This is a genomic window from Pseudomonas parakoreensis, assembly GCF_021602155.1.
In the GTDB taxonomy this organism is placed as follows: Bacteria; Pseudomonadota; Gammaproteobacteria; order Pseudomonadales; family Pseudomonadaceae; genus Aquipseudomonas; species Aquipseudomonas parakoreensis.
This window is the reverse complement of sequence record NZ_BQHY01000006.1, coordinates 72,096-88,940: the sequence shown is the minus strand read 5'-3', so window position 1 is coordinate 88,940 and position 16,845 is coordinate 72,096. Positions and strand designations below refer to the sequence as shown.

The following is a 16,845-nucleotide window of genomic DNA, read 5'->3' as shown; positions in this document are numbered from 1 at the left end:
GCGCAATCACCGCGCCGTGTCGGGCAACGGCGCCTTGTCGAGCTTGACCTCAAACCCGTATTGCACGGTATTGAGTTCAGTTCGTTGATAGGTCTCCACCTGCGTTGGACGGCCATAGAAGTAATGCACGCCGAACAGCGCCGGGCCTTGCGCACTCGCGTCGTGGCTGACCGAGAGAATCTGTTTCAGGTAGTTGCCGCTGTCGTCCTTGACGAAGAAACGCCAGGCGTTGGCCGGGAACCGTTTCAGGTCCACCACCAGTGTATTGTTCTTGATCTCCAGGCCTTTGGGCAGGGCCTTGGTGTCGTAGGTTTTCTTGTCGACGCTCGCCAGAAACAGCGGCATCGAACCCACAGCAATTGCCGGAGTTTCCGGGAACAGGTTCAAATCGTAAGTGATGGTCGCTTGCAGCGGATCGACCTGATAGGCCTCGGCTGGCAGTTCGATCGGCTCGTCGAGTTTGCCGCTGCGTTTCTCGGTGAAGAACGTCACCGGGCTTTCTCCCGGGCTGAAATCATCGCCGAGCAATTCATCGTTGAAGGTACGCCGGTGGGAGAACTCGATGCGTGCGGCGCTCGGCTCCTCCACGGACTGATGGATGCGGATGCCGGCCTTCAACGCTTCCTCGGTCAGGCTCGCGCCCTTGAGCCAGTTCGGCGCCAGGTCGTCATAGACCACTACGTTCGGGTCCAGCGGCTGGATGGTTTTGTCCGTGGTGTGCTGGCTGAAGGTGCGCACCGGCAGATCCAGCGCCTTGCGGGTCACGGTCGCCGATGAGAAATCCAGCACGCTGACTTCGAGGGTGTCGATGGGGCCATTGAAGTAGACCTTGTTATAGCGGCGCGGATGTTGCTGCTCGAAGGCCTGCTGTTCCTCCTCAAGCTGTTTTTCCAGCGCCTCGCTCCAGGTTTTCTGCTGTTGCAGATGTGCCAGTTGTTTCTCGTAGAAAGCCACCTGTGCCGGGCTCTCATTGATAGAGCCGGCGCGCACCAGGTATTGCCCGTTGGTGTCGCGGGCCTGAACGATCAACGGATTGAGCTGCACACCTTCGACCTCTGGGGCCAATGGCAGGCTGTTGCTGAATTCGACTTCAGCGTAGTTTTTTGCAAGCTTCAGCAGGGTGACGCTGAGGTTGTCATCGGTGCGGGTCTGGCCGACGTCCTTCTGGCTCAGGTTGAAGCTGAACAGGCGGCGCGGGGTGATGACTTCGACGTTGCCCTGCAGGCTCACTGGCTGCGGCTGAGTCTTCTTGTCGACGTTCAGGCCTTCGATGAACGGGTAGGTCACCGTCAGATCATCGGGGTTGTTGATGTTGGAGCTGGACGGGCTCAACTGAATCCCGGGATCGGTTTCCGACCATTCCGGCTGATAGGTGATCACGCGCTTGTTGCTCAGGGTCACCGACTGCCATTCCACGCCATGCGGAAACAGAAAACCACCGGGAATGTTCAGGTTGAACGGGAACACCGGTTGCAGGTCGGTGAGGTAGTCGGAGCTGGCGTCCTTGTGCAGCACAAACAGTCCGTTGATGAATGTATCGACCAGCGCCTGCGGTGAAGGGTAGTGCTTGAGGATGCCGAGGGTGTCTTCGCCGTAGACGGTTTTCAGGGGTGTGCTGTCGAGCTTGAGTTGCGCGCGTTCGAGCAACAGCAGCGAACCGCCGAGTTCGGTCACGGCATCCTTGAGCTTCGGATCGGTGATGGCGTCCAGTGAATGTTCGAAGGTTGCCGTCTTCGCGTCGAGGCTGGCCGAGGGTTTTTTCTCTTCGCCGGGAGAGCAGCCGCCCAGCAGCAGAGCGAGGCAAATCCCGGCAGTTTTCAACGGCAATCGCACATGCATTTCCAGTCGTCCTGTCCACTTTCGCTAGGCGGTCAATGGTTTGGACAGTAGCAGAAAAAAAATCATACACACACGCAGGTTGCGCTGATTGGAGGGGCGGGCCGGGCCGTTTCTGGCTGTCACGGTCGGCTGGTATACTCGCCGCCGATTTCAATCCTTATTGTGTGAGAGTCAATGGAACGCTTTATCGAAAATGCAATGTACGCCACGCGCTGGCTGCTGGCGCCGATCTATATCGGGCTGTCCCTCGGGCTGCTGGCGCTGGCATTGAAATTCTTCCAGGAAGTGTTTCATGTCATTCCCAACGTGTTCTCCATGGCCGAATCGGATCTGATCCTGGTGCTGCTGTCGCTGATCGACATGGCGCTGGTGGGCGGCTTGCTGGTGATGGTGATGATTTCCGGCTACGAGAACTTTGTGTCCGAGCTGAACATCGATGAAGGCAAAGAGAAGCTCAGTTGGCTGGGCACCATGGACTCCTCGTCGCTGAAGATGAAAGTGGCGGCGTCGATCGTGGCGATTTCCTCGATCCACCTGCTGCGGATCTTCATGGACGCCAAGAACGTCGATCCCGAGCACCTGATGTGGTACGTGATCATCCACATGACCTTCGTGATCTCGGCGTTTGCGATGGGCTATCTGGACAAGCTCACCAAGCACTGATCATTGATTGCTCGCTGCAAATGCATCGCCCGTCTGTTGCGAAACAGACGGGCGGTGTCGTTTGTGGCTTGTGCTTTGGTGCGCGCGGGCATATCCCTGTAAAGGTCCTGGCTCGCCATCGCACGAGGTGCTTTCATGAACCTGCAAGAGTTGAATGCGTTTGCCATCGCCAGAAAGGTCGATGAGCTGAACCTGATCTCCATGGAGGGCGGGATTTATCTGCTCGAAGCGCGGATGCATGGCGCCGCGTATCCGTTGAGTGATCTCAAGGGCGAGATGCTGCAGCTGCGTTCGGTGGAGCACGCGCGGGATTTGCTGCATAACTTTCCGGTGCTGCCGTTCAACCTCGTACATACCTCGGTGCACGACGAAATGTGCGGCCTGGGCGGCAGCGTCGATGAAAGCCTGAAAGTGCCGCTGGCGTGGCGCTCGGCCCTGTAGGCGTTGCGCGCCATCGCTGGGCATCTGTGCTAGTCTGCTCGCCCTTTTAGGTTCCGGGCGCGCCGGGACGCGCTGTGCACGCACGGCAAGTCTTGCGGCCGTCCGCACAGCGGAGCAGTGTCATGTCCGAAGTAAATCTGTCCACCGACGAAACCCGCGTCAGCTACGGCATTGGCCGTCAGCTGGGCGACCAGCTGCGCGACAACCCGCCACCGGGTGTCAGCCTGGACGCCATCCTGGCCGGTCTGACCGACGCATTCGCCGGCAAGCCAAGCCGTGTCGATCAGGAAGCCATGTCCGCCAGCTTCAAGGTGATCCGCGAGATCATGCAAGCCGAAGCCGCCGCCAAAGCTGAAGCGGCTGCTGGCGAAGGTCGTGCGTTCCTGGCTGAAAACGCCAAGAAAGACGGCATCACCACCCTGGCTTCCGGTCTGCAATTCGAAGTGCTGACCCAGGGCGAAGGCGCCAAGCCATCCCGTGAAGACACCGTGCGTACTCACTACCACGGCATGCTGATCGACGGCACCGTGTTCGACAGCTCCTACGATCGTGGCCAGCCAGCAGAGTTTCCGGTGGGCGGCGTGATCGCCGGCTGGACCGAAGCCCTGCAACTGATGAACGCTGGCAGCAAATGGCGCCTGTACGTGCCGAGCGAACTGGCTTACGGCGCTCAAGGCGTTGGCAGCATCCCGCCGCACAGCGTTCTGGTATTCGACGTCGAGCTGCTGGACGTTCTGTAATGCCTGGCCTGTCCCGGTGACAGGTCAATAATGTGGGAGCGGGCTTGCTCGCGAAGGCGTCCTTTCAGGCAATCATCCGTGCCTGACACACCGCTTTCGCCAGCAGGCTGGCTCCCACAGTTTTTTCCGCGCTACTCATATTTCGATCTTGTGATGCAGCTCATGGGTCGGGCGCAACGCCCGGGCATAGCAGAACAGGAACAGATTGCGCACCAGCTCCTTGAGCACCAGCGGCTCGCTGGAATTCAGGCTGCTGACGTCCAGGTCGCCCTGATCCTGCAGCTCATGCAGGGCTTCTTCTTCCAGAACCGCACAGACTTCGCCGGTTTCCCGATGCAGGATCCTGAGGTACGGGTGTGGGCGATCCAGCCAGGCATCGATCAAATAAGTCATGGGTCTCATCTCCTTGAAAGGTTTCAATGAGAATAATTCTTATTCGTCAAATAGCAAGTGCCTATTGGCGGAATGCGATTTTTTCCGGGTAAAGATTGCGTAAGGTCAAACCGGCTGGCGTCTGGCTATTACGCGAGTATGCGGGCGCAAAGCGGGAGAGGGCGGAGCTCCATCCCACGGCGGGCGCGGGATGGATGACAAGCGGATCAGACCTTTCTGACGAACTCGGACTTGAGTTTCATCGGGCCAATGCCGTCGATCTTGCAGTCGATGTCGTGGTCGCCATCGCACAGGCGGATGTTCTTGACCTTGGTGCCGACCTTGACCACCAGCGAGGTGCCCTTGACCTTCAGGTCCTTGATCACGGTGATGGTGTCGCCGTCCTGCAGGACGTTGCCGACCGAATCTTTCTTCACGGCATCATCGGACGCCACTTCGGTTTCGCCGTCGGCCGACCACTCGTGGGCGCACTCAGGGCAGATCAGCTGGGCACCGTCTTCGTAGGTGTATTCGGAATTGCATTTCGGGCAGGGTGGCAACGTGCTCACTAAGGCTCCTTGGGATGTGGATCGCTAAAAGTCGCACATTGTATAAGGTTTTAGCCTTTGATGGAGCCAAAAGCAGAAGATCGCAGCCTTCGGCAGCGCCTACAGGTGATTGATGTAGGAGCTGCCGAAGGCTGCGATCTTTTGATCTGCCTGACGAATTCAGTGCGTGCGGGCGACCGCAAACTCGCTCAGCTCTACCAGTGCATCGCGGTATTCGCTGGCCGGCAGCGCGTCGAGGCACTTGATCGCACGGGCCACGTAGTCACGGGCCAGTTGCGCGGTGTACTCCAGCGAACCCGAGGCTTCCACGGCGATGCGGATGCTTTCGAGGTCTTCGATTCCGCCTTTCTGGATCGCCTGGCGTACCAGGGCAGCCTGTTCTGGCGTGCCTTCGCGCATGGTAAAGATCAGCGGCAGGGTTGGTTTGCCCTCGGCCAGATCGTCACCGACGTTCTTGCCCAGGGTCTCGGCGTCGCCCTTGTAGTCCAGCAAGTCGTCGACCAGTTGGAACGCCACGCCGAGGTGATCGCCGAAGGTGCGCAGGGCTTCGCTCTGCTCGGCGGTGGCACCGGCCAGTGCGGCAGCGCTGTGGGTCGAGGCTTCGAAGAGCATCGCGGTCTTGCCGCGGATGACTTCCATGTAGGTTTCTTCGGTGGTGCTGGCGTCGCGCACCTTGGACAGTTGCAGCACTTCGCCTTCGGCGATGATGCGCGTGGCCTGGGACAGGATCTTCATCACCGGCATCGAGCCCAGTTCGACCATCATTTCGAACGAGCGCGAGTACAGGAAATCGCCGACCAGCACGCTCGGAGCGTTGCCCCACATGGCGTTGGCGGTCGAGCGGCCACGGCGCATGCCGGACATGTCGACCACGTCGTCATGCAGCAGGGTCGCGGTGTGCAGGAATTCGATGGTGGCGGCCAGCAGGCGCAGGTCGTCGCCTTCGCGACCCAGGGCCTTGCCGCACAGCAGCACCAATAAAGGACGCAGGCGTTTGCCGCCGGCCGAGGTGATGTAATCGCCGATTTTCGATACCAGCGGCACTCGGGAAGTCAGCTGCTTCTTGATGATGCCGTCGACGGCGCTAAAATCGTCCGCCACCGCGCGGTAGAAAGCTTGGGGTTGCATCAGCGACAGTTGCTCCAGAAGGGTTGCGCGGCATGCTAGGACCCCCACCGGGGCCTGTCAAGGCGCGATGGACGGCCTCTTGCGTGAGTCTCGATGCTTGCGTACAATCGCGCACCCTGAACTTCCTGGGCAGCACCTGCCTTACGCAATTGCACTTGGGCCGTTCCAGCCCCATGCAGCCATGCCAGCCAATACCTCTTCTTATAAAGAGCTGGGTGAGCAGGATTATCGGAGAAATACCATGTACGCAGTAATCGTTACCGGCGGTAAGCAATACAAGGTCGCTGAAGGTGAATACCTGAAGATCGAAAAACTGGAAGTCGCTACTGGCGAATCCGTGACTTTTGACCGCGTTCTGCTGGTCGCCAATGGCGACGACGTGAACATCGGCGCACCTGTTGTTGCTGGCGCAACCGTCAAGGCTGAAGTGATCTCCCAAGGTCGTCACGATAAAGTCCGCATCATCAAGTTCCGTCGCCGTAAGCACCACATGAAGCGTATGGGCCACCGCCAGTGGTTCACCGAGATCAAAATCACCGGTATTCAGGCTTAATTACAGCCTAATTCCTCACTAGGAGAATTGAACTCATGGCACACAAAAAAGCTGGTGGTAGTACCCGTAACGGTCGCGACTCAGAAGCCAAACGCCTTGGCGTGAAGATGTATGGCGGCCAGGTCATCAAGGCCGGCAACATCATCGTGCGTCAGCGCGGCACCCAATTCCACGCTGGCTACGGCGTTGGCATGGGTAAAGATCACACCCTGTTCGCGAAAATCGAAGGCGTGATCAAGTTTGAAGTAAAAGGCGCCTTCGGTCGTCGTTACGTGAGCGTTGTCGCGGCTTAATCGCGAGATCGCTGGAAGAGCCCTGTCTTGCGACGGGGCTTTTTCGTTTGTGGGGTGAGTCTCTTGCAAAACTGTTTGTATGGGCTGTCGGCGTGCGATGCAGGTCGTGTTTTGGGGTCGCTGCGCTCATTTTTGCAAGAGTCTTATGTCTTGATTGTTTTTCGGCTCGTCCGTATGGCGAGAGGCGTTGAGTTATGAAGTTTGTAGACGAAGTATCGATCCGCGTAAAAGCTGGCGACGGCGGCAATGGCTGCATGAGTTTCCGTCGGGAAAAATTCATTGAAAACGGCGGCCCGAACGGTGGTGACGGCGGTGATGGCGGTTCCATCTACATGATGGCCGACGAAAACCTCAACACCCTGGTCGACTACCGTTACACCCGGCACTTCGATGCCGAGCGTGGCTCCAACGGCGGCAGCACCGATTGCACCGGCAAGAAGGGTGAGGACCTGATCCTGCGCGTGCCGGTCGGTACCACCGTGATCGACTCGGCCACCCAGGAAGTGATTGGCGACCTGACCAAGGCCGGCCAGAAACTGATGGTGGTGCAGGGCGGTTGGCACGGTCTGGGTAACACCCGTTTCAAATCCAGTACCAACCGTGCGCCGCGCCAGACCACGCCGGGCAAGCCGGGTGAGCAGCGCGACCTGAAACTGGAAATGAAAGTGCTGGCCGACGTGGGTCTGCTGGGCTTGCCGAATGCCGGTAAAAGTACCTTTATCCGTTCGGTGTCGGCGGCCAAGCCGAAAGTTGCCGACTACCCGTTCACCACGCTGGTGCCGAACCTGGGTGTGGTCAGCGTCGACCGCTGGAAAAGCTTTGTCATTGCCGACATTCCGGGGCTGATCGAAGGCGCTTCCGACGGTGCCGGTCTGGGCATTCGCTTCCTCAAGCACCTGGCGCGTACGCGTCTGTTGCTGCACCTCGTCGACATGGCGCCGCTGGATGACAGCAGTGCACCGGACGCGGCTGAAGTGATCGTCAATGAACTGGTCAAATTCAGTCCTTCGCTGGCTGAGCGTGATCGCTGGCTGGTGCTGAACAAATGCGACCAGATCCTTGAGGAAGAGCACGAAGAGCGCGTCAAGGAAATCGTTGATCGCCTGCAGTGGGAAGGTCCGGTCTACGTGATCTCGGCCATCGCCAAAGAAGGCACTGAGCGTCTGACGCGCGACATCATGCGTTACCTGGAAGACCGTGCCGATCGTCTGGCTAACGACCCGGCGTACAAGGAAGAGCTGGCCGATCTCGATCAGCGTATCGAAGACGAAGCCCGTGCACAGTTGCAGGCACTGGACGACAAGCGTGCCCTGCGCCGCAGCGGCGTGAAGTCGGTCCACGACATCGGCGACGATGACTGGGACGAAGAAGATGTGGATGATGAAGACGGTCCGGAAATCATTTACGTGCGCGACTGATTCGTTGCAGTAAACTTAAGCGCCGCTCAATCGAGCGGCGTTTTAGTATCTGGAAATCGCAAGTCACAAATAACGACATGGGCGGCGCTGGGTCGCGCTGCCCTCAAGCTAAGGTTGAAGATGATGCGGAGCAAGGTGACAGGTGCGCAGCGTTGGGTCGTGAAGATCGGCAGCGCTTTGCTGACAGCTGATGGCAAAGGGCTGGATCGCGCGGCAATGAGTGTCTGGGTCGAGCAGATGGTGGCCTTGCATGAGGCGGGTGTCGAGCTGGTGCTGGTGTCTTCCGGTGCTGTGGCTGCCGGCATGAGCCGTCTCGGATGGACCGCGCGACCCAGTGCGATGCACGAGCTCCAGGCTGCCGCGGCAATCGGTCAGATGGGTCTGGTGCAGGCCTGGGAATCGAGCTTTGCCGAGCATGGTCGGCACACGGCGCAGATTCTCCTGACCCATGACGACCTGTCCGACCGCAAGCGTTACCTGAATGCCCGCAGCACCCTGCGTGCGCTGGTCGAGCTGAAGGTCATTCCGGTGATCAACGAAAACGACACCGTGGTCACCGACGAAATCCGTTTCGGCGACAACGACACGCTGGCGGCGCTGGTGGCCAATCTGGTTGAGGCGGATCTGCTGGTAATCCTCACCGATCGCGACGGCATGTTCGATGCCGATCCGCGCAACAACCCTGATGCGCAACTGATTTACGAAGCGCGTGCCGATGATCCGACCCTGGATGCGGTGGCGGGCGGCACCGGCGGCGCGCTGGGGCGTGGCGGCATGCAGACCAAATTGCGTGCGGCGCGTCTGGCGGCGCGTTCCGGGGCGCATACCATCATCGTCGGCGGGCGTCTGGAGCGAGTGCTTGATCGTTTGAAGGCGGGTGAGCGCATCGGCACGCTGCTGTCGCCTGAGCGCGGCATGCTGGCAGCGCGCAAGCAATGGCTGGCGGGGCATCTGCAGACTCGCGGCACGCTGGTGCTGGACGAAGGTGCGGTGTCGGCATTGTCGCAGGGCCACAAGAGCCTGTTGCCGGTCGGGGTGAAGATGGTCCAGGGCAGTTTTCGCCGGGGCGAAATGGTGGTCTGCGTGGCGCCTGATGGTCGCGAGATTGCCCGTGGCCTGGCCAACTACAGTGCGCTTGAGGCGCAAAAAATCATCGGTCAGTCGTCGGATGCGATTGTCGGCGTGCTGGGCTACATGGCTGAGCCGGAACTGGTTCACCGTGACAACCTGATTCTGGTCTGAGGGAAATTACGCATGCGCATGGCAAAAGGATTGTTGGGGTTGTTGATGGCGTTGCCATTACTGGCTTCGGCGGAGGAAATCGGTCAGGTGTCGACGGTATTCAAGTTCGTCGGCCCGAATGACCGAATCGTAGTCGAGGCCTTCGATGATCCGAAAGTCGATGGAGTGACCTGCTACCTGTCTCGCGCCAAGACGGGTGGGGTGAAGGGTGGTCTGGGGCTGGCCGAGGACCGCGCCGAGGCGTCGATTGCCTGCCGTCAGGTTGGCCCGATCAAGTTCAAGGGCGAGCTGAAGGATGGCGACGAGGTGTTCAAGGAGCGCACGTCGCTGGTGTTCAAGACCATGCAGGTGGTGCGTTTCCTCGACAAGAAGCGCAACACGCTGGTGTACCTGGTCTACAGCGATCGCGTGATCGAAGGGAGTCCGCAGAATGCGGTAACCGCAATTCCGATCGTGCCGTGGGTGCCGGTGCAGCAGTAACAGCGCAAAACCAATTGCAGGGGTGAGCTTGCTCGCTCCTGCATTTTTTTTGCTCTGCGTTTATCAAATCACGGGCAATAAAAAACCGACCCTAGGGTCGGTTTTTTAATGACTACGTCGATTAGGCAGCTTCTTTCAGTGCCTTGACGTGGCCATTCAGACGGCTCTTATGACGAGCAGCCTTGTTCTTGTGGATGATGCCTTTATCGGCCATACGGTCGATAACTGGCACAGCCAGAACGTATGCAGCTTGAGCTTTTTCAGCGTCTTTTGCGTCGATGGCTTTAACTACATTCTTGATGTAGGTACGAACCATGGAACGCAGGCTGGCGTTGTGGCTGCGACGCTTCTCAGCCTGTTTTGCACGTTTTTTGGCGGAAGGTGAGTTGGCCACCGTCGAGCTCCTCGAAAGACTTTTTAGGAAATAGCAAACAAAATAGGCCGCGAATCATGCCGATGAAGAGAAGTCTTGTCAAGGGCGCTTGAAACGTTCCGCTAAGTGGTAGGTATAAAGAGGCGGGATATTTATTTCCGGCGCTTGACCTGTAAACTCGCGAGCTTTGGCTCTGTGCTGTTGCGGCGCGGAGTATCGCACAAGTGGGCGCATTGTTCGCCTGCTGTTTATCGACAGGCACTAATTTCCTCAATGAATCTGCTCAAATCGTTGGCCGCTGTCAGCTCTATCACGATGCTTTCCCGGATTCTGGGGTTCGTCCGTGACACGCTCATCGCTCGCACCTTCGGCGCCGGAATGGCGACGGACGCCTTTTTCATTGCCTTCAAATTGCCCAACCTGTTGCGACGAATCTTTGCCGAGGGGGCGTTCTCGCAGGCTTTCGTACCGATTCTGGCCGAATACAAAAGCCAAAAGGGCGAAGAGGCGACTCGCACCTTTATCGCTTACGTTTCCGGCCTGCTGACCCTGGTGCTGGCGCTGGTTACCGCGCTGGGGATGATCGCTGCACCGTGGGTAATCTGGGCCACGGCTCCCGGTTTTACCGACACGCCGGAAAAATTCCAGCTCACCTCTGATCTGTTGCGGGTGACGTTCCCTTATATATTGCTGATCTCCCTGTCATCGCTGGCCGGGGCGATTCTCAATACCTGGAACCGTTTTTCGGTGCCGGCCTTCGTGCCGACCTTGCTTAACGTCAGCATGATCGTGTTCTCGCTGTTCCTGACGCCCTATTTCGATCCGCCGGTGATGGCCCTCGGCTGGGCGGTACTGGTCGGTGGTCTGGCGCAGTTGCTCTATCAACTGCCGCACCTGAAAAAGATCGGCATGCTGGTGCTGCCACGCCTGAACCTGCGTGATACCGGCGTCTGGCGAGTGATGAAACAGATGTTGCCGGCGATTATTGGCGTCTCGGTGAGTCAGATTTCGCTGATCATCAACACCATTTTCGCTTCGTTCCTGGTGGCCGGGTCGGTGTCGTGGATGTATTACGCTGACCGTTTGATGGAGCTGCCGTCCGGCGTGCTCGGAGTGGCGCTGGGCACGATTCTGCTGCCGACATTGGCCAAGACCTATGCGAGCAAGGATCGCCACGAGTATTCGCGGATCCTCGACTGGGGCCTGCGCCTGTGCTTTGTGCTGGTGCTGCCGTGTGCATTGGCGCTGGGGATTCTCGCCGAACCGCTGACCGTTTCCCTGTTCCAGTACGGGCAATTCAGCGCGTTCGATGCGTCCATGACCCAGCGTGCGCTGATTGCCTATTCTGTCGGTCTGCTCGGAATTATCGTGATCAAAGTGCTGGCGCCGGGCTTTTATGCGCAACAGAACATCCGCACCCCGGTGAAAATCGCAATCTTCACGCTGGTGTGCACGCAGTTGTTCAATCTGGTGTTGATCGGCCCGCTGGCACACGCCGGTCTGGCGCTGGCGATCAGTGCCGGAGCCTGCCTCAATGCCGGGTTGCTGTTCTATCAACTGCGCAAGCAAAAGATGTATCAGCCGCAACCGGGCTGGTACACGTTCGGTTTCAAGCTGGTGGTAGCGGTGGCGGTGATGTCGGCAGTTCTGTTGCTGGGCATGCATTTCATGCCGGCCTGGGATCAGGGGCACATGCTGGAGCGCTTCCTGCGTCTGGGGGCGCTGGTGGTTGCCGGTGTGGTGGCGTATTTCGGTATGTTGCTGCTGCTCGGTTTCCGCCTGCGTGACTTCAATCGCAAGGCTTTGAGCTGAGGTTTCAGCCTTTAAATACGGGCGCGGGCCGGCAGTTTTGTCGGCTCGAGCACTTTGCGTTACGGTGTTGCCTGTCGTCGACCGTCGGGTGTGGTTATAATCGACCACTTTATGAGCAAGAAGCGCGTTATGCAGCTGGTTCGAGGCCTCCACAACTTGCGCCCCCAGCATCGGGGCTGCGTCGCCACTATTGGCAACTTTGACGGTGTTCACCGTGGTCACCAGGCTATCCTGGCCCGGCTGCGTGAGCGTGCGCTTGAGTTGGGCGTACCCAGCTGCGTGGTGATTTTCGAGCCGCAGCCCCGGGAGTTCTTTGCCCCGGAGACCGCGCCGGCACGTCTGGCCCGCTTGCGCGACAAGTTGCAATTGCTGGCTGCCGAAGGTGTCGACCGGGTGTTGTGCCTGGCATTCAACCAGCGCCTGAGCAAGCTCAGCGCCAGTGAATTCGTCGATACCATCCTGGTGGACGGTCTCGGCGTGCAGCATCTGGAAGTCGGCGACGATTTCCGCTTTGGTTGCGACCGCCTCGGCGATTTCGATTTCCTGCTGCAGGCTGGCCAGGTCCACGGTTTTACCGTGGAAGCCGCGCAAACCGTCGAGCTGGATGGCATTCGCGTCAGCAGCACCCAGGTGCGCAATGCGTTGGCAGCCGCCGATTTTGCCTTGGCCGAACGCTTGCTCGGCCGTCCGTACCGGATTGCCGGTCGCGTGCTGCATGGTCAGAAACTGGCCCGGCAACTGGGTACGCCCACTGCCAACATTCAACTCAAGCGTCGTCGCGTGCCGTTCACCGGGGTTTACCTGGTGGATGTGGACATCGACGGCAAGACCTGGCCAGGCGTCGCCAACATCGGCGTGCGGCCCACGGTCCAAGGTGACGGCAAAGCCCACCTTGAAGTTCATCTACTGGATTTTGCCGGCGATCTGTATGACCGGCGTCTGACGGTGGTTTTCCACCAAAAGCTGCGTGAAGAGCAGCGTTTCGCCTCCCTGGAGGCACTGAAAACGGCGATCAACGCGGATGTCGCCGCCGCCCGTGCACTAGCCGCACCTAGCGCCCATCGCTAATGAAGAGCCTTAAATGACCGACTATAAAGCCACGCTAAACCTTCCGGACACCGCCTTCCCAATGAAGGCCGGCCTGCCACAGCGCGAACCGCAGATTCTGCAGCGCTGGGACAGTATTGGCCTGTACGGAAAGTTGCGCGAGATTGGCAAGGATCGTCCGAAGTTCGTCCTGCACGACGGCCCTCCGTACGCCAACGGCACGATCCACATCGGTCACGCACTGAACAAGATTCTCAAGGACATGATCATCCGCTCGAAAACCCTGTCGGGTTTCGACGCGCCGTATGTTCCGGGTTGGGACTGCCATGGCCTGCCGATCGAGCACAAGGTTGAAGTGACCCACGGCAAGAACCTGGGCGCGGACAAGACCCGCGAGCTGTGCCGTGCCTACGCCACCGAGCAGATCGAAGGGCAGAAGACCGAGTTCATCCGTCTCGGCGTCCTCGGCGATTTCGCCAACCCGTACAAGACCATGGACTTCAAGAACGAGGCCGGTGAAATCCGCGCCCTCGCCGAAATCGTCAAGGGCGGTTTCGTGTTCAAGGGCCTCAAGCCGGTGAACTGGTGCTTCGATTGCGGTTCGGCACTGGCCGAAGCCGAAGTCGAGTACGAGAAGAAGAAGTCCTCGACCATCGACGTGGCGTTCCCGATTGCCGATGAAGCCAAACTGGCCGCCGCGTTCGGTCTGCCGTCGCTGGGCAAGCCTGCTTCGATCGTGATCTGGACCACCACCCCGTGGACCATCCCGGCCAACCAGGCACTGAACGTTCATCCTGAGTTCAACTACGCGCTGGTGGATATCGGCGACAAGCTGCTGGTCCTGGCTGAAGAGCTGGTTGAATCCTGCCTGACCCGTTACGGCGTTGAAGGCACCGTACTGGCCACCGCGCCGGGTTCGGCGCTGGAACTGATCAACTTCCGCCACCCGTTCTACGACCGCCTGTCGCCGGTGTACCTGGCCGACTACGTCGAACTGGGCGCCGGCACCGGTGTGGTTCACTCCGCTCCGGCCTACGGTGTGGACGACTTCGTGACCTGCAAGAAATACGGCATGGTCAACGATGACATCCTCAACCCGGTGCAAAGCAACGGCGTGTACGTGCCGTCGCTGGAATTCTTCGGCGGCCAGTTCATCTGGAAGGCCACCCCGGCCATCGTCGACAAACTGACCGAAGTCGGTGCGCTGATGCACACCACCGTCATCGAACACAGCTACATGCACTGCTGGCGCCACAAGACCCCGCTGATCTACCGCGCCACCGCGCAGTGGTTCATCGGCATGGACAAAGAGCCTGTGTCCGGTGACACCCTGCGTCAGCGCTCGCTCAAAGCCATTGAAGACACCAAATTCGTGCCGGCCTGGGGCCAGGCGCGCCTGCACTCGATGATCGCCAACCGTCCGGACTGGTGCATCTCCCGCCAGCGCAACTGGGGTGTGCCGATCCCGTTCTTCCTGAACAAGGAAAGCGGCGAATTGCACCCGCGTACCGTGGAGCTGATGGAAGAAGTCGCCAAGCGCGTTGAAGTCGAAGGCATCGAAGCCTGGTTCAAACTCGACGCTGCCGAACTGCTGGGCGATGAAGCGCCGCAATACGACAAGATCAGCGACACCCTCGACGTCTGGTTCGACTCGGGCACCACCCACTGGCACGTCCTGCGCGGTTCGCACCCGATGGGCCACGAGACTGGCCCGCGTGCCGACCTGTACCTGGAAGGTTCCGACCAGCACCGCGGCTGGTTCCACTCGTCGCTGCTGACCGGTTGCGCCATCGACAACCACGCGCCGTACCGCGAACTGCTGACCCACGGCTTCACCGTCGATGAGTCCGGGCGCAAGATGTCCAAATCGCTCGGCAACGTGATCGCGCCGCAGAAAGTCAACGACACCCTGGGCGCCGACATCATGCGTCTGTGGGTCGCGTCGACCGACTATTCCGGCGAAATGGCGGTGTCCGAACAGATCCTGCAGCGCAGCGCGGACGCTTATCGTCGTATCCGTAACACCGCGCGCTTCCTGCTTTCCAACCTGACCGGTTTCAACCCGGCCACCGACCTGCTGCCGGCTGAAGACATGCTGGCGCTGGATCGCTGGGCGGTGGATCGCACGCTGCTGCTGCAACGCGAATTGCAAGAACACTACGGCGAATACCGTTTCTGGAACGTTTACTCGAAGATCCACAACTTCTGCGTGCAGGAACTGGGTGGCTTCTACCTCGACATCATCAAGGACCGCCAGTACACCACCGGCGCCGACAGCAAGGCACGCCGCTCGTGCCAGACCGCGCTGTTCCACATCTCCGAAGCGCTGGTGCGCTGGATCGCGCCGATCCTCGCGTTCACCGCTGACGAGCTGTGGCAGTACCTGCCGGGCGAGCGCAACGAATCGGTGATGCTCAATACCTGGTACGAAGGTCTGACCGAGCTGCCGGAAGGCTTCGAGCTGGGTCGCGCCTACTGGGATCGCATCATGGAAGTGAAGGTGGCAGTCAACAAAGAGATGGAAATCCAGCGTGCGGCCAAAGCCGTCGGTGGCAACCTGCAAGCAGAAGTGACGCTGTTCGCCGAAGACGCGCTGAGCGCCGACCTGGCGAAGCTGAGCAACGAGCTGCGCTTTGTCCTGATCACCTCGACTGCCAGCGTGGCACCTTTCGTTCAGGCTCCTGCGGACGCGGTAGCCACCGAAGTCAGCGGCCTGAAACTGAAGATCGTCAAATCGGCCTTCCCGAAATGCGCCCGTTGCTGGCACTGCCGTGAAGACGTCGGTGTGAACCCGGAACATCCGGAAATCTGCGGCCGTTGCGTGGACAACATCGATGGCGCCGGCGAGGTTCGTCACTATGCCTAACGCCGTTGGCCGTTTCGGACGGTTGGGCTGGCTCTGGTTGAGCTTGCTGGTTCTGGTCATCGACCAGGCCAGCAAGTTCTACTTCGAAGGCAAGCTCGAAATGTTCCAGCAGATCGTGATCATTCCCGATTACTTCAGCTGGACCCTGGCCTACAACACCGGCGCGGCGTTCAGCTTCCTGGCTGACAGCTCCGGCTGGCAGCGCTGGCTGTTTGCCTTGATCGCGATCGTGGTCAGTGCGGTGCTGGTGGTCTGGCTCAAGCGTCTGGGCCGCAACGATACCTGGCTGGCCGTCGCTCTGGCGCTGGTGCTGGGCGGTGCGCTGGGCAATCTGTATGACCGCATTGCCCTGGGCCATGTGATCGACTTCATTCTGGTGCACTGGCAGAACCGCTGGTACTTCCCGGCGTTCAACTTTGCCGACAGCGCTATCACCGTGGGTGCGGTGATGCTGGCACTGGACATGTTCAAATCGAAGAAAACCGGAGAAGCCGTTCATGACTGAACAGGTATTGGCTGAGCAACGCATCGGCCAGAACACGGAAGTCACTTTGCACTTTGCATTGCGCCTGGAGAACGGCGACACGGTCGACAGCACATTCGACAAAGCCCCGGCGACCTTCAAGGTCGGCGATGGCAACCTGCTGCCGGGTTTCGAAGCGGCATTGTTCGGCTTCAAGGCCGGCGACAAGCGTACGCTGACCGTTGAGCCGGAAAACGCCTTCGGCCAGCCGAACCCGCAAAACGTACAGATCATCTCGCGTTCGCAGTTTGTCGACATGGAACTGTCGCCGGGTTTACTGGTGATCTTCAAGGATGCGGCCAATACTGAGCTGCCGGGTGTGGTGAAAGCGTTCGACGACGCGCAAGTGACCATCGACTTCAACCACCCGCTGTCAGGCAAGACGCTGACCTTTGACGTCGAGATCATCAACGTCAAAGCGATCTGAGTACACAGCAGAACCAGTGTGGGAATGGGCTTTTGTGGTGAGGGGATTTATCCCCGATG

The 16,845-nt window shown here is 59.4% G+C and carries 18 protein-coding genes; 13 read left to right on the top strand and 5 right to left on the bottom strand.

What is annotated here, in order from left to right; genetic code table 11:
- Positions 1-6: 6 nt before the first annotated feature.
- Entirely contained in the window at positions 7-1,839 is a 1,833-nt protein-coding gene (locus L6D63_RS10840) for a hypothetical protein (RefSeq protein WP_131671583.1), read from the bottom strand.
- Between the two features lie 174 nt (positions 1,840-2,013).
- Here L6D63_RS10840 and L6D63_RS10835 point away from each other — a divergent pair, with 174 nt between their 5' ends.
- The 3 genes from L6D63_RS10835 (at position 2,014) to L6D63_RS10825 (ending at position 3,683) form a co-directional block, all read left to right on the top strand.
- On the top strand, positions 2,014-2,502 hold the full coding sequence (locus tag L6D63_RS10835; protein ID WP_007963798.1) for a TIGR00645 family protein: 489 nt from the start codon (positions 2,014-2,016) through the stop codon (positions 2,500-2,502).
- Between the two features lie 135 nt (positions 2,503-2,637).
- Complete coding sequence (locus tag L6D63_RS10830) at positions 2,638-2,943, top strand: DUF6482 family protein (RefSeq protein ID WP_027612827.1); 306 nt, start codon at positions 2,638-2,640, stop codon at positions 2,941-2,943.
- 122 nt (positions 2,944-3,065) lie between these two features.
- Positions 3,066-3,683: a BamJ family beta-barrel-assembly machinery protein gene (locus tag L6D63_RS10825; RefSeq protein ID WP_047296663.1), complete on the top strand. Its 618-nt coding sequence runs from the start codon at positions 3,066-3,068 to the stop codon at positions 3,681-3,683.
- A 135-nt stretch (positions 3,684-3,818) separates the two neighbouring features.
- Here the strand turns inward: L6D63_RS10825 and L6D63_RS10820 are convergent, their stop codons facing one another.
- The 3 genes from L6D63_RS10820 to L6D63_RS10810 form a co-directional block, all read right to left on the bottom strand.
- The gene (locus L6D63_RS10820; RefSeq protein ID WP_008078558.1) at positions 3,819-4,076 is read right to left on the bottom strand and encodes a PA4570 family protein; all 258 of its coding nucleotides are present in this window, start codon (positions 4,074-4,076) and stop codon (positions 3,819-3,821) included.
- A 206-nt stretch (positions 4,077-4,282) separates the two neighbouring features.
- Complete coding sequence (locus L6D63_RS10815; protein WP_131671584.1) at positions 4,283-4,624, bottom strand: zinc ribbon domain-containing protein YjdM; 342 nt, start codon at positions 4,622-4,624, stop codon at positions 4,283-4,285.
- Between the two features lie 159 nt (positions 4,625-4,783).
- Positions 4,784-5,752: a polyprenyl synthetase family protein gene (locus tag L6D63_RS10810; RefSeq protein ID WP_047296661.1), complete on the bottom strand. Its 969-nt coding sequence runs from the start codon at positions 5,750-5,752 to the stop codon at positions 4,784-4,786.
- Positions 5,753-5,993: 241 nt separating this feature from the next.
- On the opposite strand from L6D63_RS10810, the gene rplU reads away from it, so the two are divergent.
- The 5 genes from rplU to L6D63_RS10785 all read left to right on the top strand — a co-directional run bounded on the left by rplU (position 5,994) and on the right by L6D63_RS10785 (position 9,738).
- On the top strand, positions 5,994-6,305 hold the full coding sequence (gene rplU / locus L6D63_RS10805; protein WP_003228361.1) for a 50S ribosomal protein L21: 312 nt from the start codon (positions 5,994-5,996) through the stop codon (positions 6,303-6,305).
- A gap of 35 nt (positions 6,306-6,340) precedes the next feature.
- On the top strand, positions 6,341-6,598 hold the full coding sequence (gene rpmA / locus L6D63_RS10800) for a 50S ribosomal protein L27 (RefSeq protein WP_003228360.1): 258 nt from the start codon (positions 6,341-6,343) through the stop codon (positions 6,596-6,598).
- 194 nt (positions 6,599-6,792) lie between these two features.
- Positions 6,793-8,016, top strand: coding sequence for an Obg family GTPase CgtA (cgtA, locus tag L6D63_RS10795; RefSeq protein WP_041065287.1), 1,224 nt, complete (start codon positions 6,793-6,795; stop codon positions 8,014-8,016).
- Between the two features lie 123 nt (positions 8,017-8,139).
- On the top strand, positions 8,140-9,258 hold the full coding sequence (gene proB, locus L6D63_RS10790) for a glutamate 5-kinase (protein ID WP_131671612.1): 1,119 nt from the start codon (positions 8,140-8,142) through the stop codon (positions 9,256-9,258).
- Between the two features lie 12 nt (positions 9,259-9,270).
- The gene (locus L6D63_RS10785) at positions 9,271-9,738 is read left to right on the top strand and encodes a CreA family protein (RefSeq protein ID WP_003228353.1); all 468 of its coding nucleotides are present in this window, start codon (positions 9,271-9,273) and stop codon (positions 9,736-9,738) included.
- 121 nt (positions 9,739-9,859) lie between these two features.
- On the opposite strand, the gene rpsT is transcribed toward L6D63_RS10785, so the two are convergent.
- Positions 9,860-10,132, bottom strand: coding sequence for a 30S ribosomal protein S20 (gene rpsT, locus L6D63_RS10780; RefSeq protein ID WP_003228351.1), 273 nt, complete (start codon positions 10,130-10,132; stop codon positions 9,860-9,862).
- Positions 10,133-10,384: 252 nt separating this feature from the next.
- Between rpsT and murJ the strand changes: the two genes are divergently transcribed.
- The 5 genes from murJ to fkpB all read left to right on the top strand — a co-directional run bounded on the left by murJ (position 10,385) and on the right by fkpB (position 16,786).
- Positions 10,385-11,923 (top strand): murein biosynthesis integral membrane protein MurJ, encoded by a 1,539-nt coding sequence (gene murJ, locus L6D63_RS10775; protein ID WP_047296659.1) that lies wholly within the window; start codon positions 10,385-10,387, stop codon positions 11,921-11,923.
- A 129-nt stretch (positions 11,924-12,052) separates the two neighbouring features.
- Positions 12,053-12,991, top strand: coding sequence for a bifunctional riboflavin kinase/FAD synthetase (gene ribF / locus L6D63_RS10770; RefSeq protein WP_003228347.1), 939 nt, complete (start codon positions 12,053-12,055; stop codon positions 12,989-12,991).
- Between the two features lie 13 nt (positions 12,992-13,004).
- Positions 13,005-15,836 carry an isoleucine--tRNA ligase gene (gene ileS, locus L6D63_RS10765; protein WP_131671585.1) on the top strand — a complete coding sequence of 944 codons (2,832 nt, stop codon included), beginning with the start codon at positions 13,005-13,007 and terminating at the stop codon, positions 15,834-15,836.
- Positions 15,829-16,341: a signal peptidase II gene (gene lspA, locus L6D63_RS10760; RefSeq protein WP_041065299.1), complete on the top strand. Its 513-nt coding sequence runs from the start codon at positions 15,829-15,831 to the stop codon at positions 16,339-16,341. Before ileS ends, lspA begins: the two co-directional genes overlap by 8 nt.
- Positions 16,342-16,348: 7 nt before the next feature.
- On the top strand, positions 16,349-16,786 hold the full coding sequence (gene fkpB, locus L6D63_RS10755) for an FKBP-type peptidyl-prolyl cis-trans isomerase (RefSeq protein WP_179295010.1): 438 nt from the start codon (positions 16,349-16,351) through the stop codon (positions 16,784-16,786).
- The last annotated feature ends 59 nt before the right edge of the window (positions 16,787-16,845 follow it).

Excerpts from the sequence above, each read along its gene's own strand:
- L6D63_RS10840 (WP_131671583.1), bottom strand. The coding sequence starts at position 1,839 with ATGCATGTGCGATTGCCGTTGAAAACTGCCGGGATTTGCCTCGCTCTG.
- ribF (WP_003228347.1), top strand. The coding sequence starts at position 12,053 with ATGCAGCTGGTTCGAGGCCTCCACAACTTGCGCCCCCAGCATCGGGGC.
- rpmA (WP_003228360.1), top strand. The coding sequence starts at position 6,341 with ATGGCACACAAAAAAGCTGGTGGTAGTACCCGTAACGGTCGCGACTCA.
- murJ (WP_047296659.1), top strand. The coding sequence starts at position 10,385 with ATGAATCTGCTCAAATCGTTGGCCGCTGTCAGCTCTATCACGATGCTT.
- proB (WP_131671612.1), top strand. The coding sequence starts at position 8,140 with ATGCGGAGCAAGGTGACAGGTGCGCAGCGTTGGGTCGTGAAGATCGGC.
- rplU (WP_003228361.1), top strand. The coding sequence starts at position 5,994 with ATGTACGCAGTAATCGTTACCGGCGGTAAGCAATACAAGGTCGCTGAA.
- L6D63_RS10835 (WP_007963798.1), top strand. The coding sequence starts at position 2,014 with ATGGAACGCTTTATCGAAAATGCAATGTACGCCACGCGCTGGCTGCTG.
- L6D63_RS10810 (WP_047296661.1), bottom strand. The coding sequence starts at position 5,752 with ATGCAACCCCAAGCTTTCTACCGCGCGGTGGCGGACGATTTTAGCGCC.
- lspA (WP_041065299.1), top strand. The coding sequence starts at position 15,829 with ATGCCTAACGCCGTTGGCCGTTTCGGACGGTTGGGCTGGCTCTGGTTG.
- L6D63_RS10820 (WP_008078558.1), bottom strand. The coding sequence starts at position 4,076 with ATGACTTATTTGATCGATGCCTGGCTGGATCGCCCACACCCGTACCTC.
- cgtA (WP_041065287.1), top strand. The coding sequence starts at position 6,793 with ATGAAGTTTGTAGACGAAGTATCGATCCGCGTAAAAGCTGGCGACGGC.
- ileS (WP_131671585.1), top strand. The coding sequence starts at position 13,005 with ATGACCGACTATAAAGCCACGCTAAACCTTCCGGACACCGCCTTCCCA.
- L6D63_RS10825 (WP_047296663.1), top strand. The coding sequence starts at position 3,066 with ATGTCCGAAGTAAATCTGTCCACCGACGAAACCCGCGTCAGCTACGGC.
- L6D63_RS10785 (WP_003228353.1), top strand. The coding sequence starts at position 9,271 with ATGCGCATGGCAAAAGGATTGTTGGGGTTGTTGATGGCGTTGCCATTA.
- L6D63_RS10830 (WP_027612827.1), top strand. The coding sequence starts at position 2,638 with ATGAACCTGCAAGAGTTGAATGCGTTTGCCATCGCCAGAAAGGTCGAT.